Source organism: Pseudomonas sp. Pseusp21, from assembly GCF_059492145.1.
In genome coordinates this window covers 1907322-1933512 of the sequence record NZ_CP168520.1, presented here as the reverse complement: position 1 = coordinate 1933512, position 26191 = coordinate 1907322, and the positions used below count along the sequence as shown (strand labels likewise).

The 26191-nt window shown below is 61.0% G+C and carries 19 protein-coding genes; 12 read left to right on the top strand and 7 right to left on the bottom strand.

Annotation, left to right across the window (positions count from 1 at the left end):
* Window positions 1–57: 57 nt before the first annotated feature.
* Window positions 58–390 carry a YnfA family protein gene (locus tag ACEN93_RS08600; RefSeq protein WP_007950874.1) on the top strand — a complete coding sequence of 111 codons (333 nt, stop codon included), beginning with the start codon at window positions 58–60 and terminating at the stop codon, window positions 388–390.
* 138 nt (window positions 391–528) lie between these two features.
* Window positions 529–714: a carbon storage regulator CsrA gene (csrA, locus tag ACEN93_RS08595; protein WP_039770603.1), complete on the top strand. Its 186-nt coding sequence runs from the start codon at window positions 529–531 to the stop codon at window positions 712–714.
* A 6-nt stretch (window positions 715–720) separates the two neighbouring features.
* On the opposite strand, the gene ACEN93_RS08590 is transcribed toward csrA, so the two are convergent.
* The 4 genes from ACEN93_RS08590 to ACEN93_RS08575 all read right to left on the bottom strand — a co-directional run bounded on the left by ACEN93_RS08590 (window position 721) and on the right by ACEN93_RS08575 (window position 5781).
* Window positions 721–948 (bottom strand): YheU family protein, encoded by a 228-nt coding sequence (locus ACEN93_RS08590; RefSeq protein ID WP_003192759.1) that lies wholly within the window; start codon window positions 946–948, stop codon window positions 721–723.
* Window positions 949–1007: 59 nt separating this feature from the next.
* Window positions 1008–2198: an osmoprotectant NAGGN system M42 family peptidase gene (locus tag ACEN93_RS08585; protein WP_039770599.1), complete on the bottom strand. Its 1191-nt coding sequence runs from the start codon at window positions 2196–2198 to the stop codon at window positions 1008–1010.
* A 61-nt stretch (window positions 2199–2259) separates the two neighbouring features.
* Window positions 2260–4005, bottom strand: a complete 1746-nt coding sequence (ngg, locus tag ACEN93_RS08580; RefSeq protein WP_495611307.1) for an N-acetylglutaminylglutamine synthetase — start codon at window positions 4003–4005, stop codon at window positions 2260–2262.
* 3 nt (window positions 4006–4008) lie between these two features.
* Window positions 4009–5781, bottom strand: a complete 1773-nt coding sequence (locus tag ACEN93_RS08575) for an N-acetylglutaminylglutamine amidotransferase (protein WP_490841083.1) — start codon at window positions 5779–5781, stop codon at window positions 4009–4011.
* A gap of 296 nt (window positions 5782–6077) precedes the next feature.
* Between ACEN93_RS08575 and ACEN93_RS08570 the strand changes: the two genes are divergently transcribed.
* Window positions 6078–10910: an NEL-type E3 ubiquitin ligase domain-containing protein gene (locus ACEN93_RS08570; RefSeq protein ID WP_495611306.1), complete on the top strand. Its 4833-nt coding sequence runs from the start codon at window positions 6078–6080 to the stop codon at window positions 10908–10910.
* 18 nt (window positions 10911–10928) lie between these two features.
* On the opposite strand, the gene mnmC is transcribed toward ACEN93_RS08570, so the two are convergent.
* A complete protein-coding gene (mnmC, locus tag ACEN93_RS08565; protein WP_495611305.1) occupies window positions 10929–12908 on the bottom strand; it encodes a bifunctional tRNA (5-methylaminomethyl-2-thiouridine)(34)-methyltransferase MnmC2/FAD-dependent 5-carboxymethylaminomethyl-2-thiouridine(34) oxidoreductase MnmC1 in 1980 nt (659 codons plus the stop codon).
* Window positions 12909–13080: 172 nt separating this feature from the next.
* On the opposite strand from mnmC, the gene pap reads away from it, so the two are divergent.
* Entirely contained in the window at window positions 13081–14595 is a 1515-nt protein-coding gene (pap, locus tag ACEN93_RS08560) for a polyphosphate:AMP phosphotransferase (protein ID WP_064598472.1), read from the top strand.
* Between the two features lie 102 nt (window positions 14596–14697).
* Window positions 14698–15882, top strand: coding sequence for a thiolase family protein (locus ACEN93_RS08555; RefSeq protein WP_102686488.1), 1185 nt, complete (start codon window positions 14698–14700; stop codon window positions 15880–15882).
* Window positions 15883–16018: 136 nt separating this feature from the next.
* Here the strand turns inward: ACEN93_RS08555 and ACEN93_RS08550 are convergent, their stop codons facing one another.
* Window positions 16019–16213: a DUF6316 family protein gene (locus ACEN93_RS08550; RefSeq protein ID WP_039770586.1), complete on the bottom strand. Its 195-nt coding sequence runs from the start codon at window positions 16211–16213 to the stop codon at window positions 16019–16021.
* Between the two features lie 213 nt (window positions 16214–16426).
* Between ACEN93_RS08550 and ACEN93_RS08545 the strand changes: the two genes are divergently transcribed.
* Complete coding sequence (locus ACEN93_RS08545) at window positions 16427–17386, top strand: DMT family transporter (protein ID WP_085668120.1); 960 nt, start codon at window positions 16427–16429, stop codon at window positions 17384–17386.
* Window positions 17387–17422: 36 nt separating this feature from the next.
* Here the strand turns inward: ACEN93_RS08545 and ACEN93_RS08540 are convergent, their stop codons facing one another.
* Window positions 17423–18817 (bottom strand): class II fumarate hydratase, encoded by a 1395-nt coding sequence (locus ACEN93_RS08540; protein ID WP_085668121.1) that lies wholly within the window; start codon window positions 18815–18817, stop codon window positions 17423–17425.
* Between the two features lie 193 nt (window positions 18818–19010).
* Between ACEN93_RS08540 and ACEN93_RS08535 the strand changes: the two genes are divergently transcribed.
* The 6 genes from ACEN93_RS08535 to ACEN93_RS08510 all read left to right on the top strand — a co-directional run bounded on the left by ACEN93_RS08535 (window position 19011) and on the right by ACEN93_RS08510 (window position 26172).
* A complete protein-coding gene (locus tag ACEN93_RS08535) occupies window positions 19011–19529 on the top strand; it encodes a DUF2059 domain-containing protein (RefSeq protein ID WP_085668122.1) in 519 nt (172 codons plus the stop codon).
* 12 nt (window positions 19530–19541) lie between these two features.
* Window positions 19542–19841 (top strand): BolA family protein, encoded by a 300-nt coding sequence (locus tag ACEN93_RS08530; RefSeq protein WP_007950896.1) that lies wholly within the window; start codon window positions 19542–19544, stop codon window positions 19839–19841.
* Between the two features lie 117 nt (window positions 19842–19958).
* Window positions 19959–20900, top strand: a complete 942-nt coding sequence (gene trhO / locus ACEN93_RS08525) for an oxygen-dependent tRNA uridine(34) hydroxylase TrhO (RefSeq protein ID WP_011335384.1) — start codon at window positions 19959–19961, stop codon at window positions 20898–20900.
* Window positions 20901–20935: 35 nt separating this feature from the next.
* Window positions 20936–21538, top strand: coding sequence for a DsbA family protein (locus ACEN93_RS08520; protein ID WP_170928299.1), 603 nt, complete (start codon window positions 20936–20938; stop codon window positions 21536–21538).
* Window positions 21531–23348 carry an ABC transporter ATP-binding protein gene (locus ACEN93_RS08515; RefSeq protein ID WP_039770577.1) on the top strand — a complete coding sequence of 606 codons (1818 nt, stop codon included), beginning with the start codon at window positions 21531–21533 and terminating at the stop codon, window positions 23346–23348. The genes ACEN93_RS08520 and ACEN93_RS08515 overlap by 8 nt, the downstream gene beginning before the upstream one ends.
* Before the next feature lie 361 nt (window positions 23349–23709).
* Window positions 23710–26172 carry an EAL domain-containing protein gene (locus tag ACEN93_RS08510; protein ID WP_039770576.1) on the top strand — a complete coding sequence of 821 codons (2463 nt, stop codon included), beginning with the start codon at window positions 23710–23712 and terminating at the stop codon, window positions 26170–26172.
* Window positions 26173–26191 lie beyond the last annotated feature (19 nt).

Below are 26191 nucleotides of genomic sequence, written 5' to 3'. Positions count from 1 at the left end.
CGGGGTTCGCCGCATCGTTAGGGTGGCCGCAACAGTCACCCTGACGAGATGTCTTGCATGCTCAATTACCTGTGGTTCTTCCTCGCCGCGCTTTTCGAAATCGCCGGCTGTTTCGCGTTCTGGATGTGGCTGCGCCAGGGCAAGAGCGCCTTGTGGGTGATCCCGGCACTGATCAGTCTGACTCTCTTTGCGCTGCTGTTGACGCGCGTCGAAGCGACCTACGCCGGTCGCGCCTACGCCGCTTACGGCGGCATCTACATCATTGCTTCGATTGGCTGGCTGGCGGTGGTCGAGCGCATCCGCCCGTTGGGTTCGGACTGGATCGGTGTAGCGCTGTGTGTGATCGGGGCGAGTGTGATCCTGTTCGGGCCGCGGTTTTCCGCGAGCTGAATATTGCAGGCCTGAAGGAAACGTCTGAAGGCTGGCGCGCCTTGGCGCGTAGGGAATGACTGAATTGCCCGGCATGCATTGTAGGGCGCTCGAAAGCCGCGCATCTTCAAGGCTCGCAAACCTTGAAGGACACCTCCCATGCTTGTACTCAGCCGTGTTGTCGGGGAACTGATTTCCATCGGCGACAACATCACTCTGCGCGTTCTGGCGGTCAACGGATCCAGCGTGCGGTTCGGCGTCGAAGCGCCGGAGCAGATCGGCGTGCATCGCGCCGAGGTCTACGAACGGATCCAGCGCAAACAGGCCAGCGGCAAGGGCCGCTGACCGTTTTCAGTCGAACAGGTGCTTGGGCACGTCGTGCTTGAGCATCAACTGGCATTGCTCGCTTTCCGGATCGAAGACAATCAATGCCTGGCCTTTGGTCAGCGCCTGGCGAACCCGCAGTACGCGGGTTTCCAGCGGCGTATCGTCACCGTTGTCGGTACCGTCGCGGGTGACGAAATCCTCGATCAGGCGGGTGAGGGTGTCGACTTCGAGCGCGTCGTAGGGAATCAGCATGGGCACCTCGGCTAAATCAATGTCGGGATGCTACGGCGAATGACCGCCGAGGGCCAGACTCAACTGTCCGAGCGTTGCCCCACCAGGCTGTCCACCGACGGCACACGGGTGTCGCTCTCCATCTGCGTTTCGTGTTCGATCTGGTGACTGAAGCGGTCCAGTGATCCGGTGGCCGGTTGTGCATCGCTGGCGAACACCGGCGGACTCAGAATGTACGCCCCCAGCAAACGACTGAGCGCCGCCAGGCTGTCGATGTGCGTGCGTTCGTAGCCGTGGGTTGCGTCGCAGCCGAAGGCGAGCAGGGCGGTGCGGATGTCGTGGCCGGCAGTCACTGCCGAATGGGCATCGCTGAAGTAATAGCGAAACAGGTCGCGGCGCACTGGCAGTTCGTGCTCACCGGCCAGACGCAACAGGTGCCGCGACAGGTGATAGTCGTATGGCCCGCCGGAATCCTGCATTGCCACACTCACCGCATGTTCGCTGGAGTGCTGACCGGGCGCGACCGGGGCGATGTCGATGCCGACGAATTCGCTGACGTCCCACGGCAACGCTGCCGCCGCGCCGCTGCCGGTTTCCTCGGTGATGGTGAACAGCGGATGGCAGTCGATCATCAACTCCTGACCGCTGTCGACGATGGCTTTCAACGCCGTCAGCAGCGCGGCGACACCGGCCTTGTCGTCCAGATGTCGGGCGCTGATGTGGCCGCTTTCGGTGAACTCGGGCAAAGGATCGAAGGCCACCACATCGCCGACGCTGATGCCCAGCGAATCGCAATCGGCGCGGGTCGCGCAGTAGGCGTCCAGACGCAGCTCGACGTGATCCCAACTGATCGGCATCTCATCCACGGCCGTGTTGAACGCATGCCCGGACGCCATCAGCGGCAACACGCTGCCGCGAATCACACCGTTGTCGGTGAACAGGCTGACGCGGCTGCCTTCGGCGAAGCGGCTTGACCAGCAGCCTACCGGCGCCAGGGTGAGACGCCCGTTGTCTTTCACCGCGCGCACGGCGGCGCCGATGGTGTCCAGGTGCGCCGACACTGCACGGTCGGGGCTGTTTTTCTTGCCCTTGAGGGTGGCGCGGATCGTGCCGCGACGGGTCATCTCGAAGGGAATGCCGAGTTCTTCCAGACGTTCGGCGACATAACGCACGATGGTGTCGGTGAACCCGGTAGGGCTGGGAATGGCGAGCATTTCCAGCAGGACTTTCTGCAGGTAATTCAGATCCGGTTCGGGAATTTGGATGGTCATGGAAACTCCTGTTGCGGGGCGTCATTCGCGCGTTGAACGCGGGAATGACGCTGAAGAGAGATCAAACGGCCGGCTGACTGTGCGGAAACAACAGATCGACAAACCGCTCGGCTGTCGGTTGTGGCTCATGGTTGGCAAGACCCGCCCGCTCGTTGGCTTCGATGAACACGTACTCTGGTTGATCCGCCGCCGGCACCATCAGGTCGAGGCCGACCATGGGTATTTCCAGGGCGCGGGCCGCACGCACGGCGGCCTCGGCCAAGGTCGGATGCAGAATCGCCGTGACGTCTTCCAGCGTGCCGCCAGTGTGCAGATTCGCCGTGCGCCGCACGAACAGATGCTCACCGGCCGGCAGGATGCTGCTGTAGTCGTAACCGGCTGCGTGCAGGGTGCGCTGGGTTTCGTGATCCAGCGGAATCTTGCTTTCCCCGCTGGTCGCCGCCTGCCGGCGCCGACTCTGGGCTTCGATCAGGGCGCCGATGGAATGATGGCCGTCGCCGACCACTTCCGCCGGCCGGCGGATCGCCGCTGCAACCACCTCGAAACCGATCACCAGAATCCGCAGGTCGAAGCCTTCATGGAAGCTTTCGAGCAATACGCGAGTGTCGAACTGCCTGGCCGCTTCGATGGCTTGCTGCACCTCCTCGATGGTCTGCAGATCCACCGCCACGCCTTGGCCCTGTTCGCCATCCAGCGGTTTGACCACCACTCGCTGGTGTTCATCGAGGAACGCCAGATTGTCGTCCGCGTTCCCTGCCAACTGCTGCGACGGCACATTCAACCCGGCGGCTTTCAACACTTTGTGGGTCAGGCTTTTGTCCTGGCACAGGTTCATGCTGATGGCGCTGGTCAGGTCGCTCAGTGATTCGCGGCAACGCACCCGGCGCCCGCCGTGACTGAGGGTGAACAGCCCGGCATCGGCGTCATCCACTTGCACGTCGATGCCACGTCGATGGGCTTCCTCGACGATGATCCGCGCGTAAGGGTTGAACTGCGCCTCCGGGCCGGGGCCGAGAAACAGCGGCTGATTGATGCCGTTCTTGCGCTTGATGGCGAACGTCGGCAGGTTGCGAAAACCGAGTTTGGCGTAGAGGTTTTTCGCCTGCCGGTTGTCATGCAGCACCGACAGATCGAGGTAGCTCAGACCCCGGCTCATGAAATGCTCGATGAGATGGCGCACCAGCACTTCGCCGACCCCGGGGCGCGAACACTGCGGATCGACCGCCAAACACCACAGGCTGCTGCCGTTTTCCGGATCGTTATAGGCCTTGTGGTGATTGAGGCCCATGACGCTGCCGATCACCGCGCCGCTGTCGTCGTCTTCTGCCAGCCAGTACACCGGGCCGCCCTGATGGTGCGGGGTGAGCAGGGTGGCGTCGATCGGCAGCATGCCGCGCGCCTGATACAGCTGATTGATCCCCTGCCAGTCCGCGTCACTTTGCGCACGACGGATGCGGAAGCCGCGAAACACGCGGGTGGCCTGACGATAATCGCTGAACCACAAGCGCAGGGTATCGGACGGGTCGAGAAACAATTGAGTCGGTTCCAGCCCGAGAATCTGCTGCGGCGCGGCAACGTACAAAGCAATGTCGCGCTCGCCCGTCTGCTCGTTGAGCAGTTCCCGGGCAAGGCTGGCCGGATCGGGGAAGGTGTGACCGATGAGCAATCGGCCCCAGCCGCAATGCACCGCGATCGGTTCGGCGGCAGGCTCGCTGCCATCTTCGGCCAGGCGCGCCTGCAAGCGTTCGTAGGACGGCGTCTGACCGCGCAGCAGGCGTTGGCTGTAAGCCGTGGCGTGAGGTTTCATCGATCAGATTCCTTGTTCGCTGAGCCACAGGTTCAGGGCTGCCAGTTGCCACAGTTTGGAACCGCGCAGAGGCGTGAGTTGACCTTGTGGATCAGTGAGTAATTTGTCGAGCATCGCCGGGTTGAACAGGCCGCGATCCTGACTCGGGTCGAGCAGCAGTTCGCGCACCCAGTTCAGAGTGTCGCCCTGCAAATGCTTGAGTCCCGGCACCGGGAAGTAACCTTTCTTGCGGTCGATCACCTCGCTCGGAATCACCTGTCGCGCGGCTTCCTTCAGCACCTGCTTACCGCCGTCCGGCAGTTTGAACTGGCCCGGAATGCGAGCCGACAATTCCACCAGTCGATAGTCGAGAAACGGCGTGCGCGCCTCCAGGCCCCAGGCCATGGTCATGTTGTCGACGCGTTTGACCGGGTCGTCCACCAGCATCACCGTGCTGTCCAGGCGCAGAGCCTTGTCGACCGCCGCATCGGCGCCAGGCTGTGCGAAATGTTCCTTCACGAAGTCGCCGGCGGCGTCATTGGCAGTCAGCCATTTCGGCTGCACGGTCGCGGCGTAATCGTCGTAGCTGCGGTCGAAGAACGCCTCGCGATAGGCCGCATATGGATCGGCCGCGCCGTCCACCTGCGGATACCAGTGATAACCGGCGAACAACTCGTCGGCTCCCTGGCCGCTTTGCACAACCTTGCAGTGCTTGGCCACTTCGCGGGACAGCAGATAGAAGGCGATGCAATCGTGGCTGACCATCGGCTCGCTCATGGCGCGGAACGCGGCGGGCAATTGCTCGATGATTTCTTTTTCGTCGATGCGCAGTTGATGGTGCTGGGTGCCGTAGTGCTTGGCGATCAGATCGGAATACTGGAATTCGTCACCGCGCTCGCCCCCGGCATCCTGGAAACCGATGGAAAAGGTCGACAGGTTCTCCACGCCGACTTCGCGCAGCAGGCCGACGAGCATGCTCGAATCGACACCGCCGGAAAGCAGCACGCCGACATCCACCGCTGCCCGTTGGCGGATCGCCACGGCTTCGCGGGTGCTGTCGAGCACGCGGTCACGCCAGTCTTCCAGGGTCAGATTTTTTTCGTCGTCGTGTGGGCCGTAGGGTAGGGTCCACCAGGTTTTCTGCTCGGTGGTGCCGTCCGCTTCAATGCGCATCCAGCACGCTGGCGGCAGCTTTTCGATGCCCGCCAGCAAGGTGCGCGGCGCTGGCACCACGGCGTGGAAATTCAGGTAATGGTTGAGCGCCACCGGATCGAGGATCGGGTTGATGTCGCCGCCCTTGAGCAACGCCGGCAGGGCCGAGGCAAAGCGCAGGCGCTGACCGGTGCGCGACAGGTACAGCGGTTTCACACCGAGGCGGTCGCGAGCGATGAACAGGCGCTGGGCATCGCGCTCCCAGATGGCGAAGGCGAACATGCCGTTGAGTTTCGGCAGCAGCGCCTCGCCCCAGGCGTGATAACCCTTGAGCAGCACTTCGGTGTCGCCGCCGGAATAGAACGCATAACCCAGCGCTTCGAGTTCGGCACGCAGTTCCGGGAAGTTGTAGATCGCGCCGTTGAAGGCCAGGGACAGGCCCAATTGGCTGTCGATCATCGGCTGCGCCGAGCCGTCCGACAAGTCCATGATTTTCAGGCGTCGATGGCCCAGGGCAATCGGCCCCTGGGCATGAAAGCCCCACGCGTCGGGGCCGCGAGGCGCCAGGTGATGGGTGATTCGCTCGATGGCTGCAAGGTCTGCAGGTTGTTGATCAAAACGTAACTCGCCAGCTAATCCGCACATAAGGTCCTTACCGGTTTTTCCGTTGGGGAAGGTGTCGCAGTACCGCGCCGAAATGGCCGGTACCCAGAAACTGACCCGGTGCGGATGTGGGAGTTTTAGAACGATCAGTTATAAGTGCATCGGCCTGACCGATGGGCCATTAGCTTCCCGCTTCAGTTCATGGGTAGTAGATAAATATTGAAAACATGCAGATGTCTGCTTGTTTGCCGGCTTGATCACGTAGTTTTTCGTGTTTTTTTTCCAAGGGCCGGACCGGTAGGGTAATTGTTCCGAAGCGCAATAAAGGAATATTGCCCATGTCGAGTACGAAGTCGGACACCCCGACACCGTTGACCCAGAAACAGATACTGAGTTTTTTGCTGGAAGCTACCGGCGATCTGGATACTGCCCAGGCCTTGCAGAAAATCCTGCCCCCCAGCCTTCTCAAAGGTTCCAGCTCTACACTCGCCACGCTGGACCAGACCGCGCGTGAGTTACACGCCGCTCAGGCGAAGGTCGAAGCCGATCTTGGCCGCTTGCAACCTTTGAACAGCTTTTGCGCCGCGCTGTTGACCAGCGCCCTGAAAGCGCGCTGGCCAGTGGCGTTCGATGTTGAAAAAGACTACCTGGAGTTGCCGGGGGACTACTGCGGCTGTGAGCCCGTCACCCCGCCCGGCGGAGGACCACCGGTCACGCCGCCGGCAACCCCGACGCTGCTGGAAGCGGCGATGCAGAACTTCACCAAGCGTGAGGCGCAGGACGATTTCTTCCCCGCAGCCAGTGCGGTGCGCATCTCTGGACAGCCTGCAGGAATTGCGGGACTGACACCGACAGCGTTCGCCGCACTCTGTCGCGAGCTCGATCTGGGGAAAAAATACCAACAGCATTTTCAGCAGGTTTTCGGCATCAGTGAGGTTGATGGCAAAGCGGTTGCCACCGGTCCCATGGTCCGCGACATCACTGCCCTGAAAAAACAGTTGCTGCAACTGGATCTGCATCTGGCGCTATTGAAAGAGCACATCAGCCAGGACGCGTACGAAAGTCTGGAGCGCCTGCTCGCGGCCGGGGGTATCGCTGATGCAAAAAGCCTGAACTACAAGGGCCGGCCGTTGATCATGCAAGGCATCGAACTGCTCGACTGTTGCATCTGGGGTGTCGTGGTATTTTCCGAGCGCTCGGTCGAGTCGGACCCGGATCAATGGTGCTTGGTGTACATGCCCGGCGAGCCCTCTCAACCGTTGTACGAGTATGCGAGTTTCTCGGCGTTCCTCGTGTACCTGGAATATCAATTGGGGGTGGCCAGCTACAAGAGCTACTTCACCCATTGCATCGGCGAGGTCGACAAGGCGGATTTCTTCAAAAACTTCGCGGACGCTCGCAGCCTGGATCGCGCCAAATATTTGCCGATCAACGTTTCGCTGCTCGACTTCATGTACCAGAGCCATATCGGCAAACTGCAGATCGATGCTCGCGCGCTCGCTGTACCGACTGCCGATGTGGATGAGGAGGCACGCAAGAAGCGCCTGCTCGAGTATCTGGAAATCGGCCTGACGGTCGCCAATGTGGCCGGGATTTTCATACCGGTCGTAGGGCAACTGATGATGGGTGTTGCCGTGGGGCAAATGCTTGCGGAAGTTTATGAGGGCGTTGAGGACTGGTCGCGGGGAGATCGTGAGGAGGCGTTTTCGCACCTGCTCAGCGTGGCTGAAAACATCGTGCTGATGGTCAGCGTGGGGGCCGGTATCAGGGGATTGAAAACACTGGCGATCAAGACGGTGCGCAAGCATCCGGATTTCTTCCAGCCGTTCATGGCCATATTGGACCGTGACGGTCAGCCTCGATTGTGGAAACCGCAGTTACTCGGTTATGAACAGCCGCTTCCGACAGGTGCCGAACCAGAACCCGATACTGCAGGCTTGTTCCGGGCGAACGACAAACAGTTTGCCCATTTCGACAATCGGGCTTACGAGGTAGCGCTGGAGCCTGCATCCAATACCTGGGAAGTCCGACACCCTGTGCGTGCACAGGCTTATCAGCCGGTATTGAAGCGCAATGATCGCGGAGGCTGGCGTCATGACTTCGAACAGACCGAACGATGGAGCGGGGCGTACACGCTCAAACGCATTGATCCTGGTCTTGAGGGTTGGGAAGACAGTCGTCTGGAGATGGCCCGTCGGTTGACCGACACCCGGATCGATGAGCTGCATCGCCTGAGCGATGACAACCGACCGCTGCCGCCTCGCTTGCTGGACATGATCGAGCGTTTTGGAATCGAACGCAGAGTGCGCGACTACATTGCCGCCATGGAGCGTGGCGAGGCGAGCGATCGGCGTTACGTCAACGAACAGCTGCATGCATTACCCCGGCTTGCCAACTGGCCGGCCGATCGCTACGTCAAAGTCGTGGATGAACAAGGGCGGATCACCGCGACCTATCCGCCCGGATCGATTGACGACGATACCGTGAGCGTCATTGTGAAGCATGCGCGACTGGAGAAGGGCGAGCTGCTGCAAGCGGTCATCGATGTTCTGCATCCCAAAGAAGTGGATGCCTTGGTGGGGGCTGACGTAGCCCCGGCCGATGCCAGTCAGCAGTTGGCGAAAGTGATCGGGGCGGCGATCAAGGCCGATCGAAGGTCGACTTTCGACCATCTCTACAGCCGATACGATCAAGACGTTACCGGAGAGTTTCTCAAGTTGCGCAAGGCCTTTCCCGATTTGCCGGTGCGCGCTGCCCGAGAGCTGCTCAAACGGACGCCAAGCGTTGAACGGATGCACCTGCGCAGCTCCGGGCGGGTGCCCATGGGGTTGGCGCAGCGGGCGCGTCAGGCTTTGAGCGATGGGCGAGTGGATCGGGCATTGGCAGGTTTTTACCTGGCCGACATTGCCAATGCCGATACCGGGAAACTGGCGATCGGTTTGCTACCCCGTCTTGCTGGTTGGGATCCTGAGTTCTATCTGGAACTGCGGGCGAAATCCTTGAGCGGTCAGGTCCTGGAAACGCTGGGCGAAAAACCACTGGTTACGTCGAGTTCATGCACGCTGGTCAGAATCGACAATGGTTACGAGGTGTTTGGCAGCGACAGGAAGTCACTCGGCAAGATCGCGTCCGGACCGGAAGATTTCTATCAGGCGATTCTCAAAGGTCTTTCAGCGCAGCAGCGCAAGGCCATCGGATTTGTGCAACCGACGCCGGAAAATGGCGGGCGCCTGCGCGGCAAACTGTTGGAGAGTGCTCTGGATGAACGTGAGGCATGCGCCCGGGTGTTGGCAGGCGGTCAGGGGCAAACGGCGACCGCCGAGCCTGTGTGCACGCCTGCCGACTCTCCCGCCGGGTCGAACACTCATTCGCGTCGTTTATTGCGGCAGGTGAAAAAGCTCTATCCCTTGTTTACCGACGTACAAGCCAATGAGTTTCTTGACCAGTTGGGTAGCGACCATCTGACCAGGGCGATCCGGGTTCGGCAGTTGCGGGAGGATCTGAGCCGACTACAGGGCGTGATGGATACCTGGATCCAGGATGAGGCAGCCATGAAGGCCCTGGGCGGTGATCTGAACGAAATTCGTGAATGCCGGCAAATCGTTGCGTTTGAAATCGAAGACTGTTTTCGCCGTTTGATCTCCCTGCCCGATGAAGCGGGGCATCTCGTCTATGGTTTGAAGCTCGATGGCATGCGCTTCGGCAAGTTTCCGACCTTGCCGGTCGGTTTGACCTTTGATCATGTCAGGCAATTGTCTCTGCAAGACATGTTGCTGGATGACGATGCCGCTTATTTCCTCAAAGCGTTCACGAACGTCGAGTCCCTCGAACTGGATCGTAATCAGATCACCCGATTGCCCGAGATCATTTCGCATATGCCGAACCTCAGGCGGCTGAGCCTGGCCGGCAATCGGCTTCAACTCACCGAGCACGCCCTGGTGAAGCTGGCCGGGTTGCGCACCTTGCAAAGACTGAATCTGAGCGGGAACCCCCTCGGCGCTACGGTGGATGTGGGCAACCTGTTCGATCTGACTTACCTCTCCTTGCGTAATACCCGCGCCACGGAGCTGCCAAAAGGCCTGCAGTTTCTACCCAATCTGGATCGGGTGGATCTGCGGGATAACGAAATCCGTGAACTGCCTGCCTGGCTTTTTGAAACGCCCAGACGCTTCAGTGAAACGATCAATTTGCGGCGTAACCCGATTTCCGAAGTCAGCCGAACGTACCTTGAAAACTACCGCACGACGGTCGGCGTCGGCATGGGTTACCTGGATAACGATATCGCGCGACTGGACGAAAACCAGGCACGTACGATCTGGCTGACCCAAACGGGAGGAGAAAAGGGCTCCCGGCATCTGCAGATGTGGAACGCACTCAAGGATGACCCAAGGGCCGAAGGCCTGTTCGCGCTGCTGGCGGAGTTGGGCAATTCTGCCGAGTCAGCCAATGTGCGCGAGGATATGCACCGGCGGGTCTGGACGGTTCTGGATGCAACGCAGACCGATGCCGAATTGCGGGAGCAGATTTTCGATCTGGCGGCCAACCCGATCAATTGCACGGACAATGCGGCGTTGAACTTCAGCCACCTGGAAGTTGCAGTGCACGTCCACCATGTGACCCGTGGTCCCAGGGGGCAACGCCCTTCGACGAAGGCGCTGATGAGGCTGGCGAGGGGACTGTTCCGGCTTGAGCAGATTGACCGGATCGCCGCGGAACATGCGCAGGTCCGTGCGGCACCTGACCCGCTGGAAGTGACCCTTGCCTACCGCTCCGGTCTGGCGCAGGCACTCGAATTGCCCGGGCAACCTTCGCACATGCATTACGCCTCACTCGCGGACGTGACAGGGGCGGATCTGGTGGAGGCCATCAATCGAATCCAGACTGCTGAACTGTCTCCCGAGTGGCTGGCGTTTCTCGTTCGCCAGCCCTGGTGGAACGAATACATGAAAAGCAGTTTTGCCCAACAGTTCGACGATGCGCGCGCGCCTCACCAGGAAGAAGCCCTTGCGTTGTTCGAGAAAGCTGAAGAACTCAGCTCGGCCGACTATCTCAGCGAAATGAACCTGTGTGCCGCCCGGCAGGAACAGACGGAAAGCGCCTTGCTCGAGCGGTTGACCGAGCAAGTGCTACGACTGGTCGAGGGCAATGTCTGCCTGTTGCCCGGTGGTTGATTGCGATCCCGGATTCGGTCATTTGCCCCGGATCAGCCACCGCAAGGCAAACCGGTTCGGATGACACGCCTCTGCGACACCTCTGGGCAGGGGCAGCGGTTCGTTGTCCAGCCAGGCCGCCAGCAGTTCACCGGACAGTGGCGCGGTGATCAGCCCCCGGGAACCGTGGCCACTGTTGACGTACAGACCGTCCAGCCATGGGCAGGCAATGTCCGGCACTTGCCGGGCATCCTTGCTCAAGGCGCGATAGGCCTCGGAGAAGGCTTCGCGATCGGCGAGCGGGCCGACGATCGGCAGGTAATCGGGGCTGGTGCAACGGAAGGCTGCCCGGCCCTGAAGACTTTCGGCGTCGAGCTCGCTGACGTGCAGGCGCGCGACCAGATCGGTGGAGATCTCTTCGAGCATCGCCAGATTGCCCAGGTGTTCGGCGGTGGTCGGAGTCAGGTCGTCGCTGTTGAAATCGAAACTGGCGCCGAGGGTGTGTTCGCCCAGGCGTGCCGGTGCGACATAGCCTTCGGCGCAGACCACCGTGGTCAGTGCCTGGCTGTGCGTGGTCTGCGCCAGTCGAGTGATCTGCCCGCGAATGCGCTTGAGGGGCAGGTCGGCGCTCTGGGGGAAACGCTTGATGTCGGCGGCGCCGGCCAGCACCACGACGGGCGCTGTTGCGATCAATCGTTCATTGTCGAAGGCTTGCCACTGACCGTCGATCTTGCGCAACTCCACGGCTTCCTGATGGGGCAGCAGCGTGACGCCCGGTTGTGTCGATTGCGCCTGACACAACGCCGGCGGATGCACCCAGCCGCCCTCGGGGTAATACAAACCGCCATGAGCCAGACCGATCCCGGCGCGGGCCTGTGCTTCGGGTTGATCGAGCCACTGCAGAAGATCCTCGGGAAACGCGGCCGCCAGCTGCGCCTGACGCTCGCGTTCCTTTTCATTGAACGCCAGTTGCAGCACGCCGCAGTCATCCCAGTCGGTGCCGCGCTGCAGGGTTTCCAGCAGACGTCGGGTGTAGCCAAAACCGCTGACGATCAACTGCGACAGTGCGGTGCCGTGGGCGGACAGTTTCAGGTACAGCACGCCTTGCGGATTGCCAGAGGCTTCCTGCGCCACCGCGCCATGCCGTTCCAGCAGACTGACCTGCCAGCCCCGCGCCGCGAGGCTGGCCGCCGTGGCGCAACCGGCCAGACCGGCACCGATCACCAAAGCTCGACGGTCACCTGTCAACGGCGTCGGGCGGGCGAACCACGGTTTTGCCGCCGCAGGTGGTGCAACACCCTCGGGCCAGCCGAGAAATTCGCCGCGCAGGATCTCCCACTTGTGGCCGATGCCCGGCGTGCGTTTCATCTTGAAGCCGGCGGCATTCAGCAGACGCCGCACCCAACCGGTGCTGGTGAACGTGCTGATGGTCGAGCCGGGCGCCGCCAATCTCGCCAGCTCGGCGAACAGTTCGGCGGTCCACATTTCCGGGTTTTTTGCCGGGGCGAAACCATCGAGAAACCATGCGTCGATCTGCCCGTCCAGTTGCGGCAACTGCTCCAGCGCGTCACCGATCAGCAGCGTCAGGGTCACGCGACCGTTATCCAGAACAATGCGCTGAAAGCCTTGATGGATGGCGACGTAATGCTTGAGCAACTGATCCGAGAACGGCTTTAGTTCCGGCCACAGCGCCAGCGCCCGCTGCAGGTCGGCGGGGCTCAACGGAAACTTTTCGACGCTGACAAAATGCAGCCGCGCACCGGCCACCGCATGCTGTTCGAACAACTGCCAGGCGCAGAGAAAATTCAGCCCGGTGCCGAAGCCGGTTTCACCGATCACCAGTCGCCCACCCGCCGACAGCGCGGCAAAACGCTCGGCCAGACGGTTCTGTTCGAGGAACACGTAGCGGGTTTCATCCAGCCCCGACTGATCGGAAAAATACACATCGTCGAACACTCGCGAACGCGGGCGTCCCTGGTCATCCCAGTCGAGTTGGGCGTGGGGCATTACAGGTTTCATGGCAGGCTCGGCAACGGCAAGGCGGCCATTCTAGCCGATCACGCAGGCGGCGCTTGATCCATGGCAAGCCTTGCCGACGATCCCTCAAGGACAATCCGCCGCCGGCGGGAATTTCTGTGCCGCGTCAGAGCCCAATCCGCTAGTCTTGCTGAATCCTGGAAGGAGCCGTCCCATGTTCGAATCCGCTGAAATCGGTCACGCCATCGACAAAGACACCTACGAAGCCGCCGTGCCCGCCCTGCGTGAAGCCTTGCTTGAAGCCCAGTTCGAGTTGCAGCAGCAAAAGCGTTTCCCGGTGATCATTTTGATCAACGGCATCGAAGGCGCCGGCAAGGGCGAGACGGTCAAGTTGCTCAACGAGTGGATGGATCCGCGCCTGATCGAAGTGCGCACTTTCGACCAGCAGACCGATGAAGAGCTGGCGCGGCCACCGGCCTGGCGCTACTGGCGGATGCTGCCAGCCAAGGGGCGGATGGGGATTTTCTTCGGCAACTGGTACAGCCAGATGCTACAGGGCCGGGTGCATGGTTTGTTCAAGGATCCGCGACTGGATCAGGCGATTGCCGGCGCCGAGCGCATGGAAAAGATGTTCTGCGATGAAGGCGCGCTGATCTTCAAGTTCTGGTTCCACCTGTCCAAGAAACAGATGAAGGCGCGGCTCAAGGCGTTGGCCGACGACCCGCTGCACAGTTGGCGCATCAGCCCACTGGACTGGCAGCAATCTCAGACTTACGACAAGTTCGTCAAATACGGCGAGCGTGTGTTGCGTCGCACCAGCCGCGATTACGCGCCGTGGCATGTCATCGAGGGTGTCGACCCGCACTACCGCAGCCTGACGGTCGGCAAGATCCTGCTCGAAGGCCTGCAAAATGCCTTGAAGCGTCCCGATGTGCATCCCCATGAGGTCAACGCTGCCCCGCTGGGGACTTCCGTCGACCAGTTGAACCTGCTCGACAGCCTCGACCTGACCCAGCGTCTGGACAAAAAAGATTACGAAGAACAACTGATCACCGAGCAGGCGCGGCTGTCGGGTTTGATGCGTGACAAACGCATGCGTCGGCATGCACTGGTGGCGGTGTTCGAAGGCAACGATGCGGCGGGCAAGGGCGGTTCGATCCGTCGGGTGGCGGCGGCACTCGATCCGCGTCAATACAGCATCGTGCCGATTGCCGCGCCGACCGAAGAGGAACGGGCGCAGCCGTATCTGTGGCGGTTTTGGCGACATATTCCGGCGCGGGGCAAATTCACCGTGTTCGACCGCTCGTGGTACGGCCGGGTGCTGGTGGAGCGGGTCGAGGGCTTTTGCAGCACTGCCGACTGGATGCGCGCCTATGGCGAGATCAATGACTTCGAGGAGCAACTGGCCGATGCCGGAGTGATCGTGGTCAAGTTCTGGCTGGCGATCGACAAGGACACGCAGATGGAACGCTTCCAGGAGCGCGAAGAAATCCCGTTCAAGCGCTTCAAGATCACCGAAGACGACTGGCGCAACCGCGACAAGTGGGACGCCTATCGCGCCGCCGTCGGCGACATGGTCGACCGCACCAGTACCGAAATCGCGCCGTGGACCCTGGTCGAGGCCAACGACAAGCGCTGGGCCCGGGTCAAGGTGCTGCGCACGATCAATCGGGCGCTGGAAGACGCTTTCGAGAAATCCGACAAGCGAGCCAAGAAGCACAAGGACTGAACCGATGGGCCCGCATACGCGAGGTGAATGATTGTCGCGGTCGGCGATTGGGTGGACTTATGCTCGGTTCACTCTCAACCGACTGCAACAATGAGGTATGCCATGCGTGAAGTGGTGATCGTCGACAGCGTACGGACCGGCCTGGCCAAGTCCTTTCGCGGCAAGTTCAACCAGACCCGTCCCGATGACATGGCGGCCCATTGCGTCAATGCGTTGCTCTCGCGCAACGACATCGACCCGGCCAGCGTCGAGGATTGCATCGTCGGCGCCGGCTCCAACGAGGGCGCCCAGGGCTATAACATCGGCCGCAACGTGGCGGTGCTCTCGCAACTGGGCACCGGCACCGCCGGCATGACCCTCAATCGTTTCTGTTCGTCGGGTTTGCAGGCGATTGCGATTGCCGCCAACCAGATCGCGTCGGGTTGCAGCGACATCATCGTTGCCGGCGGCGTCGAGTCGATCAGCCTGACCCTGAAAAGCGTCAACACCGATCACCTGATCAACCCGTTGCTCAAGCAGCAGACGCCGGGCATCTACTACACCATGGGTCAGACCGCCGAAGTGGTGGCGCGCCGTTATGGCGTCAGTCGCGAGGCGCAGGATCGCTACTCGCTGCAAAGTCAGATCCGTACCGCCCAGGCGCAGGCTGCCGGCCTGTTCAACGATGAAATCGTGCCGATGGCGGTGAAGTACCGTGTTGAAGACAAGAACAGTGGGGAGGTGCAGATCCTCGACGGCCTCGTCGATCGCGACGACTGCAATCGCCCGGACACCACCTATGAAAGCCTCGCCGGGTTGAAACCGGTGTTCGCCGAGGACGGGTCGGTGACTGCGGGCAACTCGTCGCAGTTGTCCGATGGTGCCTCGATGACGCTGGTGATGAGCCTGGAAAAAGCCCTGCAACTGGGGCTCAAGCCAAAAGCGTTTTTCCGTGGGTTCACCGTGGCCGGGTGCGAGCCGGACGAAATGGGCATCGGCCCGGTGTTTTCGGTGCCGAAGCTGCTCAAGGCCAAAGGCCTGCAGGTGGCGGATATCGATCTGTGGGAATTGAACGAAGCGTTCGCCTCGCAGTGTCTGTACGCCCGTGATCGTCTGGAAATCGACAACGAGAAGTACAACGTCAACGGTGGCTCGATTTCCATCGGTCACCCGTTCGGCATGACCGGGTCACGGCAGGTCGGGCATCTGGTGCGCGAGTTGCAGCGGCGCAATCTGCGCTACGGGATCGTGACCATGTGCGTGGGCGGGGGGATGGGGGCGACCGGGTTGTTTGAGGCTGTGCGCTAGGCCTTGAACGATGCGTTGACCGGCAAATCGTAATCGCGGGCAAGCCCGCTCCCACAGTGTTCGAGTGTGCTCACAATTCAGTGGCCAACCCGGAACCTGTGGGAGAGGGCTTGCCCGCGATTGGGTTCAGCACGGCTTATCTGCCGGAATCCAGCAATTGCATCCGCGCGATGTACGCGCGGATTTCCTGCTCGGCTTTCTCGTGGCTGTCGAATGGCCCTTCGAGGGTGTTTTCCCGGGTGCTGAAATACAGTTCGCCGTTGACCCGGCACACGCGGTCGCTGCGAAAGTGCGTGGCGGGGGCGGTGTCCTGGGCGCGCATGCCTAACATGACGGGTCTCCTTGGTGAGTGATGTCCCGGGCTGGATCCAATGAGCTTATGCCTGAACCACTTATCCCGCCCGGCCAGCCGATCAACGGCCCAGCGTCAATTTTCTGCTGCGACCTGCACAGTTTCATTTGCGGCTGAAACGCAACTGTCCCTGTGTAGGGCTGGTCCGTACGCCTAGAATGAGCGCTCCTGTCTCTGGCGCTTGGGGTTCTCATGCACGTTTCATCGGGTCGTTGGGTGTACGGCATGTTCCTGGCGTTATTGACGGCGTTTCTCTGGGGAATCCTGCCGATCAAGCTCAAGCAGGTGCTGGTGGTGATGGACCCGGTCACGGTGACCTGGTTTCGCCTGCTGGTGTCCGGCGGTTGCCTGTTCATTTATCTGGCCGCGACCAAACGCTTGCCCAGTCGCAAGGTGCTCGGGCGGAAGGGCGGCTGGCTGGTGCTGATGGCGGTGCTCGGGCTGGTGGGCAATTACGTGCTGTACCTCATGGGCCTGAACCTGCTCAGCCCCGGCACTGCGCAACTGGTGGTGCAGATGGGGCCGATCATGTTGCTGATCGCCAGTCTGTTTGTGTTCAAGGAACGCTTCAGTATCGGTCAGGGCATTGGCCTGGCGGTGCTGCTGATCGGGTTCGCGCTGTTCTTCAATCAGCGTCTGGCGGAATTGCTCACGTCTTTGTCTGATTACACCGCTGGTGTGTTGCTGGTGCTGCTCGCTTCGACCGTCTGGACCTTCTATGCGCTGGGCCAGAAGCAATTGCTGACGGTGTGGAATTCGTTGCAGGTGATGATGGTGATCTACCTGTTCTGCGCCCTGTTGCTGACACCTTGGGTGCATCCGCTCGAAGCACTTTCGCTGAACCCGTTGCAGGGCTGGCTGCTGCTGGCGTGCTGCATGAACACCCTGATCGCCTACGGCGCATTTGCCGAGGCGCTGGCGCATTGGGAAGCTTCGCGGGTCAGTGCGACGCTGGCGATCACGCCGTTGGTGACGTTCGGTGCGGTGGCCGTGGCGGCGGGGGTGTGGCCCGAGTATGTGCATGCCGAGCAAATCAATCTGCTGGGGTATGGCGGGGCGGTGCTGGTGGTGCTGGGGTCGGCACTGGTAGCGCTGGGGCCTTCGCTGATTGCCGGGCTCAAGGCCCGGCGGGCGAAACTGTTGGTCGGATGACCTTCCCATGCCGGGCACGGGAAGGATCGGCATGACTCAGCCCTTGGCCCCGGCCTCGATCATGTTTTCCGGCCGCACCCAGGCATCGAACTCTTCATCGGTCAGATAACCCAGCTCCAGCGCCGCTTCGCGCAAGGTTTTGCCTTCGCTGTAGGCCTTCTTGGCGATTTCCGCCGACTTGTCGTAGCCGATGTGCGGGTTCAGCGCCGTCACCAGCATCAGGCCGCGTTCCAGATGTTTCGCCATGACTTCGGCGTCCGGCTCAAGACCGGCGATGCAATGCTGCTGGAAGTTGCTGCAGCCATCAGCGAGCAGGCGAATCGATTGCAGCAGGTTGTGGATGATCACCGGTTTGAACACGTTCAGTTGCAGGTGACCCTGACTGGCGGCGAAACCGATCGCCACGTCATTGCCCAGCACCTGACAAGCTAGCATCGACAACGCCTCGCACTGGGTCGGGTTGACCTTGCCGGGCATGATCGAACTGCCCGGTTCGTTGGCCGGCAAGCGCACTTCGGCAAACCCTGCGCGAGGGCCGGAGCCCAGCAGGCGCAGGTCGTTGGCGATTTTCATCAGCGCCACGGCGAGGGTTTTCAGGGCGCCGGAGAGGGTGGTCAGCGGTTCATGGCCGGCGAGGGCGGCGAACTTGTTCGGTGCGGTGACGAATGGCAGACCGGACAACGCCGCCAGTTCAGCGGCAATCGCTTCGCCGAAACCGTGGGGCGAGTTGAGCCCGGTACCGACGGCCGTGCCGCCCTGCGCCAGTTCGCAGACTGCGGGCAGCGCCGCGCGGATCGCCCGTTCGGCGTAATCCAGTTGCGCTATGAATCCGGAGATTTCCTGGCCGAAGGTAATCGGCGTGGCGTCCATCATGTGGGTGCGGCCGGTCTTCACCAGTTTCATGTGCCGCGCCGACAGCTCGGCCAGACCGCCCGACAGCTCGGCAATGGCTGGCAGTAGTTGCGTCTGCACCGCTTGCGCGGTGGCGATGCTCATGGCCGTGGGGAAGCAATCGTTGGAGCTCTGCGAGCGGTTGACGTGATCGTTCGGGTGCACCGGCGTCTTGCCGCCGCGCGGGTTGCCGGCCAGTTCGTTGGCGCGGCCGGCGATCACTTCGTTGGCGTTCATATTGCTTTGCGTACCGCTGCCGGTCTGCCAGACCACCAGCGGGAACTGGTCGTCGTGCTGGCCGTCGAGCACTTCGTCGGCGGCCTGTTCGATCAGGCGGGCGATGTCGGCAGGCAGGTCGCCGTTGCGGTCGTTGACCCGGGCCGCGGCTTTCTTGATCAGGGCCAGGGCGTGCAGTACCGGCAATGGCATGCGTTCCTGACCGATGGCGAAGTTGATCAGCGAGCGTTGCGTCTGAGCGCCCCAGTAAGCGTCGTCCGGGACCTCGATCTGGCCCAGGCTGTCGGTTTCGATACGGCTCATCGTGCACACTCCTGTTGGTCTGTTTGCGCAGTTTAGGCCGGTGTCGGCCCGGGTGGTTCCATCCGGTCGATTGTTGACCGGCAAATCCCCGCCAATCAAGCGCGGCAAGGGCCGGGGGTTGAGCCGCAGCGTTATTCAGGCGCAGAATGGTCGCCCTTGGGGTTTTACCTCGCCTAGCTGAAAAGGAAACTCGATGACTCGTCTTCGTGCCATCTGCACCGCGGTTGCCCTGGTCTGCGCCAGCGGCCAGGTGCTTGCCGATACCGCCAGCCACAACGCCAGTGCCGAAGCTTTCCTGACCCTGGCGCACGCTGACAAGCTGGGCACTCCGGTGTACATGCAGGTTCAGCAGATGTTCGCCCAGCGTTTTGAACAGACCAAGGCGCCGGAATCCAAGAAAGCCGTACTGGATACCTACCAGGCCAAGGCCAACGCCGCCCTGGACCAGGCCATCGGCTGGAACAAGCTGAAGCCGGACATGGTCAAGCTCTACACCAGCAACTTCAGCGAACAGGAATTGAAAGATCTGGTCGCGTTCTACCAGTCGCCACTGGGCAAGAAAGTCCTGGAAAAAATGCCGCAGCTGACCCAGCAATCGGCCCAGATGACCCAGGCCAAACTGGAAAGCGCCGTACCGGTGGTCAACAAGCTGCTGGACGACATGACCAACGAGCTGGCTCCGAAAGGCGCGGCTCCGGCCAAGAAGAAGTAAGCGGAGTTCGTGATGACCATGCAACAACGCATCGAATCGACGCTGGCGCTGCTTCAGCCTGAGCATCTGCAAGTGCTGGACGAAAGCCACATGCACAGTCGCGGGTTGCAGACCCACTTCAAGGCAGTGGTGGTCAGTGCGCAGTTCGAAGGCCTGAACCGGGTCAAGCGCCACCAGAAAGTCTACGGCACGCTCGGCGAGCTGATGGGCGAGTTCCATGCGTTGGCGCTGCACACTTACACCCCGCAGGAATGGGCAGAGACAGGCGTCGCTCCGGCGTCGCCGACCTGTGCCGGCGGCAGCAAGCATTGAGCCTTGCAGCAATGAACTGAGGTTTTTTGCTAGAATCCGCAACGCGCCGCTCACCCGGCGCGTTTTTTTTCGCATCCGGTTCACCCTTTACGAGGGTAGCCACCTGGAGAAATACCCATGACACAACCGATTGTCGTGGCGGCACTGTACAAGTTCGTCACCCTCGAAGATTACGTCAACCTGCGCGAGCCGCTGCTGCAAGCGATGGTCGACAACGGCATCAAAGGCACCCTGCTGATCGCCGAAGAAGGCATCAACGGTACGGTTTCCGGCAGCCGTGAAGGCATCGACGGCCTGCTGGCCTGGTTGCGCAACGATCCGCGCATGGTCGATATCGATCACAAGGAATCGTACTGCGATGAGCAGCCGTTCTACCGCACCAAGGTCAAGCTCAAGAAAGAGATCGTGACCCTGGGCGTCGAAGGCGTCGACCCGAACAAGAAGGTCGGCACCTACGTCGAGCCCAAGGACTGGAATGCGCTGATCAGCGACCCGGAAGTGCTGCTGATCGACACCCGCAACGATTACGAAGTGTCGATCGGCACCTTCGAAGGCGCCATCGATCCGAAAACCACCAGTTTTCGCGAATTCCCCGACTACATCAAAGAACACTTCGATCCGGCCGTGCACAAGAAGGTCGCGATGTTCTGCACCGGCGGCATTCGCTGCGAAAAAGCCTCGAGTTACATGCTCGGCGAAGGTTTCGAAGAGGTTTACCACCTCAAGGGCGGCATCCTGAAGTACCTCGAAGAAGTGCCGCAGGAAGAGACCAAATGGCAGGGCGACTGCTTCGTCTTCGACAACCGTGTGACCGTGCGTCATGACCTGAGCGAAGGTGACTACGATCAGTGCCACGCCTGCCGCACCCCGGTCAGCGTTGAAGATCGCGCTTCCGAGCATTACGTGGCCGGCATCAGTTGCCCGCACTGCTGGGATACCCTGAGCGAGAAGACTCGCCGCAGCGCCATCGACCGCCAGAAGCAGATCGAACTGGCAAAAGCGCGCAACATGCCGCACCCGATCGGCTACAACTATAAGCAAGCATCCACCGAGGCTTAATCATGTCTGCACGCCTGCTCTATGTGATGGATCCGATGTGTTCGTGGTGCTGGGGATTTGCCCCGGTGGCCAAGGCATTGGTGGAGCAGGCGCAGGCCGCCGGGGTGGAACTGCACCTGGTGGTCGGCGGGTTGCGCACCGGTAGCGGTTCGGCACTGGAGCCAACCACCCGGCGCTACATTCTCGAACACTGGCAGGCGGTCACCGAGGCCACCGGCCAGCCGTTCAAGTTCGAAGGCGCGTTGCCCGACGGTTTTGTCTACGATACCGAGCCTGCCTGCCGGGCCATCGTTACGGCGCGCAGCCTGGCGCCGGATTGCGCGTGGAAACTGGTCGGGCTGATCCAGCACGCGTTTTACGCTGAAGGTCGCGATGTCACCCAGGCCAGCGTTCTGGTGGAGCTGGCGGAGAAGGCCGGCGTCCCGCGTATCGAATTTGCTGCCCTGTTCGATCATGCCGATCAACACAAGGCGACCCAGGCCGATTTTACTTGGGTCCAGGATCTGGGCATCGCCGGATTCCCGACCCTGCTCGCCGAACGCAACGGCCAACTGGCGTTGCTGACCAACGGTTACCAGCCGCTCAGTGAACTGTCGCCGTTGCTCGGTCGATGGCTGGAGCGCGCGGCCTGTGTCTGACCCGGCCGATGACACGCCAGCCGTCAAGCGTGTCGACCGGCTGAGCTGGGCTGAAGTCCGGCGATTGGCACTTCATCACAAAAAATCCCTGTGGATTGCCAACGGCGTGGCCGTACTGGCGACGCTGTGCAGCGTGCCGATTCCGCTGCTGTTGCCGTTGCTGGTGGACGAAGTCCTGCTCGGCCATGGCGATGCTGCGCTGAAAGTCATGAACCACGTGCTGCCCTCAATGTGGCAGCAAGCGGCGGGCTACATCGGCCTGATGCTGGTGGTGACGCTGACCCTGCGCTGCAGCGCCCTGTGTTTTGGCGTGTTGCAGGCGCGGTTGTTTGCGCGGCTGGCCAAGGACATCGTTTATCGCATTCGCGTGCGTTTGATTGAACGACTCAAACGGATCTCCCTCGGCGAATACGAAAGCCTGGGCAGCGGCACGGTCACCACGCACCTGGTCACCGACCTGGACACCCTCGACAAGTTTGTCGGCGAAACCCTCAGCCGTTTTCTGGTGGCGATGCTGACGCTGGTCGGCACCGCCAGCATCCTGATGTGGATGCACTGGAAACTGGCGCTGCTGATCCTGCTGTTCAACCCGCTGGTGATCTACGCCACGGTGCAGTTGGGCAAACGGGTCAAGCATCTGAAGAAACTGGAGAACGACAGCACCTCGCGCTTCACTCAGGCGCTGAGCGAAACCCTCGATGCGATCCAGGAAGTGCGTGCCGGCAACCGTCAGGGCTTCTTCCTGGGGCGCCTTGGCCTGCGGGCTCAGGAAGTGCGCAACTACGCGGTCAACTCGCAGTGGAAGACCGACGCTTCGAACCGCGCCAGCGGCCTGTTGTTTCAGTTCGGCATCGATATCTTTCGCGCGGCGGCCATGTTGACGGTGTTGTTCTCCGACCTGTCGATCGGGCAGATGCTCGCGGTGTTCAGCTATCTGTGGTTCATGATCGGCCCGGTCGAACAGCTGCTGAACCTGCAATACGCCTACTACGCCGCCGGCGGAGCGCTGTCGCGGATCAACGAACTGCTGGCCCGCGCCGACGAGCCGCAATACCCCGGCGGCGTCGATCCGTTCAAGGGTCGCGATACCGTCGGGATTCAGGTGCAGGGTCTGAGCTTCGGTTATGGCGACGAACTGGTGCTGGATCAATTGAACCTGTCCATCGCCCCCGGTGAGAAAGTAGCGATTGTCGGTGCCAGTGGCGGCGGCAAAAGTACCCTCGTGCAATTGCTGCTGGGCCTGTACACACCGCTGGCCGGGACGATCCGTTTCGGTGGGTCGACCCAGCAGGAAATCGGCCTGGAAACGGTTCGGGAAAATGTCGCGGTGGTGCTGCAGCATCCGGCGCTGTTCAACGACACCGTACGCGCCAACCTGACCATGGGCCGTACCCGCAGTGACGAAGCCTGCTGGCAGGCACTGGAAATCGCCCAGCTCGAACCCACCATCCGCGCCTTGCCGGACGGCCTGGACAGCATCGTCGGCCGCTCCGGCGTGCGTCTGTCCGGCGGCCAACGGCAACGTCTGGCCATCGCCCGGATGATCCTCGCCGAGCCCAAAGTGGTGATCCTCGACGAGGCGACATCAGCCCTCGACGCCGCCACCGAATACAACCTGCACCAGGCCATGGCGCGCTTCCTCCATGGCCGCACCACGCTGATCATTGCCCACCGCCTGTCAGCGGTAAAGCAGGCGGACCGGGTGCTGGTGTTCGACGGCGGGCAAGTGGCCGAGGATGGCGACCATCAGCAACTGATTGCCGATGGTGGGTTGTACGCCAAGCTGTATGGGCATTTGCAGCGGTTGTAGGTCAGCCCTGCAACACCTTGAGTCTTTGACATATCGTTCGCATTACGCTTTTTTTGGTGTGCTGGCATTGGCGTGTGCCTGCCTGTCGAGCAATAACGAAGTGCTGATGCTGCGTCTGGGTGCGCAGCTCTGCCCGGGTAGTTTTGCGTGTAATTGAAGCTCGGTATGAGCGCCTGTAACGAAGGTCTGAAGTACCTGGTGAATCGTTCTCACCAGTGACCATGGCCATGCATAAGTCTATTCTGCGTTTGTCCTGAACTGAGGCGGATCCGTCGCTTGCCGGAACCCCGAACGCCTCCTAGTCTTGGGGGGATGCTCGCAAAGAGAAGGACGACCAGGCAGTGCTCATGCAAGGAATCCCATGAAGCAAAAGCGGACTCTCGGAACGCCACGGTTGTTGGGCATCGTCTGGCCATTCATTGCCGTCGTGTTGTTTCAAGCCTTGCTGGGGGGCGTGAGCCTTTACGTCCTGTCAGCCGTTCGCGGCTATGTCGCGGGCGAAAGTCTCTGGTCCAAGGGCCAGAAAGACGCGATCTATTACCTTAACCTGTACGCCGACAGTCGTGACGAGGCGATCTACCTCAAGTACCAGAACGCCATTGCCGTGCCTCAGGGCGGTCATCAATTGCGTCTGGCACTGGACAAGCAACCGCCCGACCTGCAGGCGGCACGCGAAGGCATTCTCAAGGGCGGCAACCATCCCGACGACGTTTCCAGCCTGATCTGGCTGTACCTGAATTTCCGTCACTTCAGTTATCTCGAAACCGCCATCGACCGCTGGACGCTGGGCGATGCCTATCTGGTGGAGCTCGATGGCGTGGCGCAGGAGATGCATCAGCGCATCACCGCCAATGCCGCCACCGAGGCCGATATCCGCCGCTGGAAGGACCGGATTTTTGCCATTAATGACGGGGTGACTCCGGCCGCCAAGGCGTTCAGCGATGCCCTGGGTGAAGGCTCGCGAATGATCCTGCGCCTGCTGCTGTTCACCAACCTCGCCACCGCGCTGGGCCTGATCGTGCTGGCGCTGCTGCGCACCCGCAAGTTGCTCAAGCAACGGCATGCCTTTGCCGAAGCGCTGCAACTGGAAAAGGACCGTGCGCACGTCACGTTGCACTCGATTGGCGACGGGGTGATCACCACCGACGTGAGCGGGGCCATCGAATACATGAACCCCGCCGCCGAAGCCCTGACCCACTGGAAAGCCGAACAGGCGGCCGGGCTGCCCCTCGCGGCACTGTTCAATCTGCTGGACGACAACGCCCAGACCGAGGGGCTGACCCTGATCGAGCATATTCTCAGCGGTCAGCTCAGCGGTGGCAGTGAACACTCCAAGCTGATTCAGCGGCTCGATGGCAGTACCGTGTCGGTGACTCTGGTCGGGGCTCCGATCCGCAATTCCGACAAGGTCAGCGGCACCGTGCTGGTGCTGCATGACATGACCCAGGAGCGGCAATACATCGCCAATCTGTCGTGGCAGGCCACCCACGATGCACTGACCGGGCTGGCCAACCGTCGCGAGTTCGAATACCGCCTCGAACAGGCCCTGCATAACCTGACGCGACAGGCCGGGCGGCATGCGCTGATGTTCCTTGATCTCGATCAGTTCAAACTGGTCAACGACACCTGCGGGCATGCGGCCGGCGATGAATTGCTGCGGCATATCTGCGCGTTGCTGCAATCCGGCTTGCGCGAGGGTGACACCCTGGCGCGGCTGGGGGGGGACGAGTTCGGCATCCTGCTGGAGAACTGTGCCCCGGAGGCCGCCGAGAAGATCGCGGAGAGTTTGCGCCAGACCGTACAGAACCTGCATTTCGTCTGGAAGGGGCGGCCGTTCCTGACCACGGTGAGCATTGGCCTGGTGCATGTGGCGCAGACGCCGACCACCCTCGAAGCCTCGTTGCGGGCTGCCGACATGGCCTGCTACATGGCCAAGGAAAAGGGCCGCAATCGGGTGCAGGTCTACCATGCCGACGACTCGGAACTGTCCCTGCGCTTCGGCGAGATGGCCTGGGTTCAACGTCTGCACATGGCACTGGAAGAAAACCGCTTTTGTCTCTACGCCCAGGAAATCGCGCCATTGGGCTCGGTTGCCGGTGGTACCCGCGGGCACATCGAGATTCTGCTGCGTCTGCATGATGAAGCGGGCCGGATGATTCTCCCGGACAGTTTCATACCGGCGGCCGAGCGTTACGGATTGATGACATCGCTGGATCGCTGGGTTGTGCAGAATGTATTTAAGGTTATTGCCCAATGTATTAACGATAAGTGTCAGGGTCCTCTGGCAATGTGTGCGATTAATCTTTCAGGCATTACTATCGGAGATGACGCGTTCTTGCACTTTCTGCGGGAACAGTTTGATAACTACGGCATACCGCCTGAAATGATTTGTTTTGAAATTACAGAAACCAGTGCCATTGCAAATCTGGGTAGTGCAATCAGATTTATCAATGAACTCAAAGGCTTGGGTTGTTACTTTTCCCTGGATGATTTTTGCGCCGGAATGTCTTCATTCGCTTATCTGAAACATTTGCCTGTAGACTTCCTGAAGATCGACGGGAGTTTCGTAAAGGATATGCTGGACGACCCGATTAACCGCGCTATGGTCGAAGTGATCAATCACATCGGGCATGTCATGGGTAAGCAGACAATTGCCGAGTTTGTCGAGACAGCGCAGATCGAGCAGGCATTGCTTGAAATCGGCGTGGATTACGCTCAGGGTTATGTTATTGAACGCCCGCAGTTGTTTACCTGTGACAGTTTGCAAAGTCGGCCCGCCAGACCGCAGCCGTTGTTGTTCAAGGCGCCTGGCACATTCCGTTGAAGTCTCTTGCCGATCCTTA

Coding starts and splice junctions, on each gene's coding strand:
- ACEN93_RS08600 (WP_007950874.1), top strand. CDS start 58: ATGCTCAATTACCTGTGGTTCTTCCTCGCCGCGCTTTTCGAAATCGCC.
- csrA (WP_039770603.1), top strand. CDS start 529: ATGCTTGTACTCAGCCGTGTTGTCGGGGAACTGATTTCCATCGGCGAC.
- ACEN93_RS08590 (WP_003192759.1), bottom strand. CDS start 948: ATGCTGATTCCCTACGACGCGCTCGAAGTCGACACCCTCACCCGCCTG.
- ACEN93_RS08585 (WP_039770599.1), bottom strand. CDS start 2,198: ATGACCATCCAAATTCCCGAACCGGATCTGAATTACCTGCAGAAAGTC.
- ngg (WP_495611307.1), bottom strand. CDS start 4,005: ATGAAACCTCACGCCACGGCTTACAGCCAACGCCTGCTGCGCGGTCAG.
- ACEN93_RS08575 (WP_490841083.1), bottom strand. CDS start 5,781: ATGTGCGGATTAGCTGGCGAGTTACGTTTTGATCAACAACCTGCAGAC.
- ACEN93_RS08570 (WP_495611306.1), top strand. CDS start 6,078: ATGTCGAGTACGAAGTCGGACACCCCGACACCGTTGACCCAGAAACAG.
- mnmC (WP_495611305.1), bottom strand. CDS start 12,908: ATGAAACCTGTAATGCCCCACGCCCAACTCGACTGGGATGACCAGGGA.
- pap (WP_064598472.1), top strand. CDS start 13,081: ATGTTCGAATCCGCTGAAATCGGTCACGCCATCGACAAAGACACCTAC.
- ACEN93_RS08555 (WP_102686488.1), top strand. CDS start 14,698: ATGCGTGAAGTGGTGATCGTCGACAGCGTACGGACCGGCCTGGCCAAG.
- ACEN93_RS08550 (WP_039770586.1), bottom strand. CDS start 16,213: ATGTTAGGCATGCGCGCCCAGGACACCGCCCCCGCCACGCACTTTCGC.
- ACEN93_RS08545 (WP_085668120.1), top strand. CDS start 16,427: ATGCACGTTTCATCGGGTCGTTGGGTGTACGGCATGTTCCTGGCGTTA.
- ACEN93_RS08540 (WP_085668121.1), bottom strand. CDS start 18,817: ATGAGCCGTATCGAAACCGACAGCCTGGGCCAGATCGAGGTCCCGGAC.
- ACEN93_RS08535 (WP_085668122.1), top strand. CDS start 19,011: ATGACTCGTCTTCGTGCCATCTGCACCGCGGTTGCCCTGGTCTGCGCC.
- ACEN93_RS08530 (WP_007950896.1), top strand. CDS start 19,542: ATGACCATGCAACAACGCATCGAATCGACGCTGGCGCTGCTTCAGCCT.
- trhO (WP_011335384.1), top strand. CDS start 19,959: ATGACACAACCGATTGTCGTGGCGGCACTGTACAAGTTCGTCACCCTC.
- ACEN93_RS08520 (WP_170928299.1), top strand. CDS start 20,936: ATGTGTTCGTGGTGCTGGGGATTTGCCCCGGTGGCCAAGGCATTGGTG.
- ACEN93_RS08510 (WP_039770576.1), top strand. CDS start 23,710: ATGAAGCAAAAGCGGACTCTCGGAACGCCACGGTTGTTGGGCATCGTC.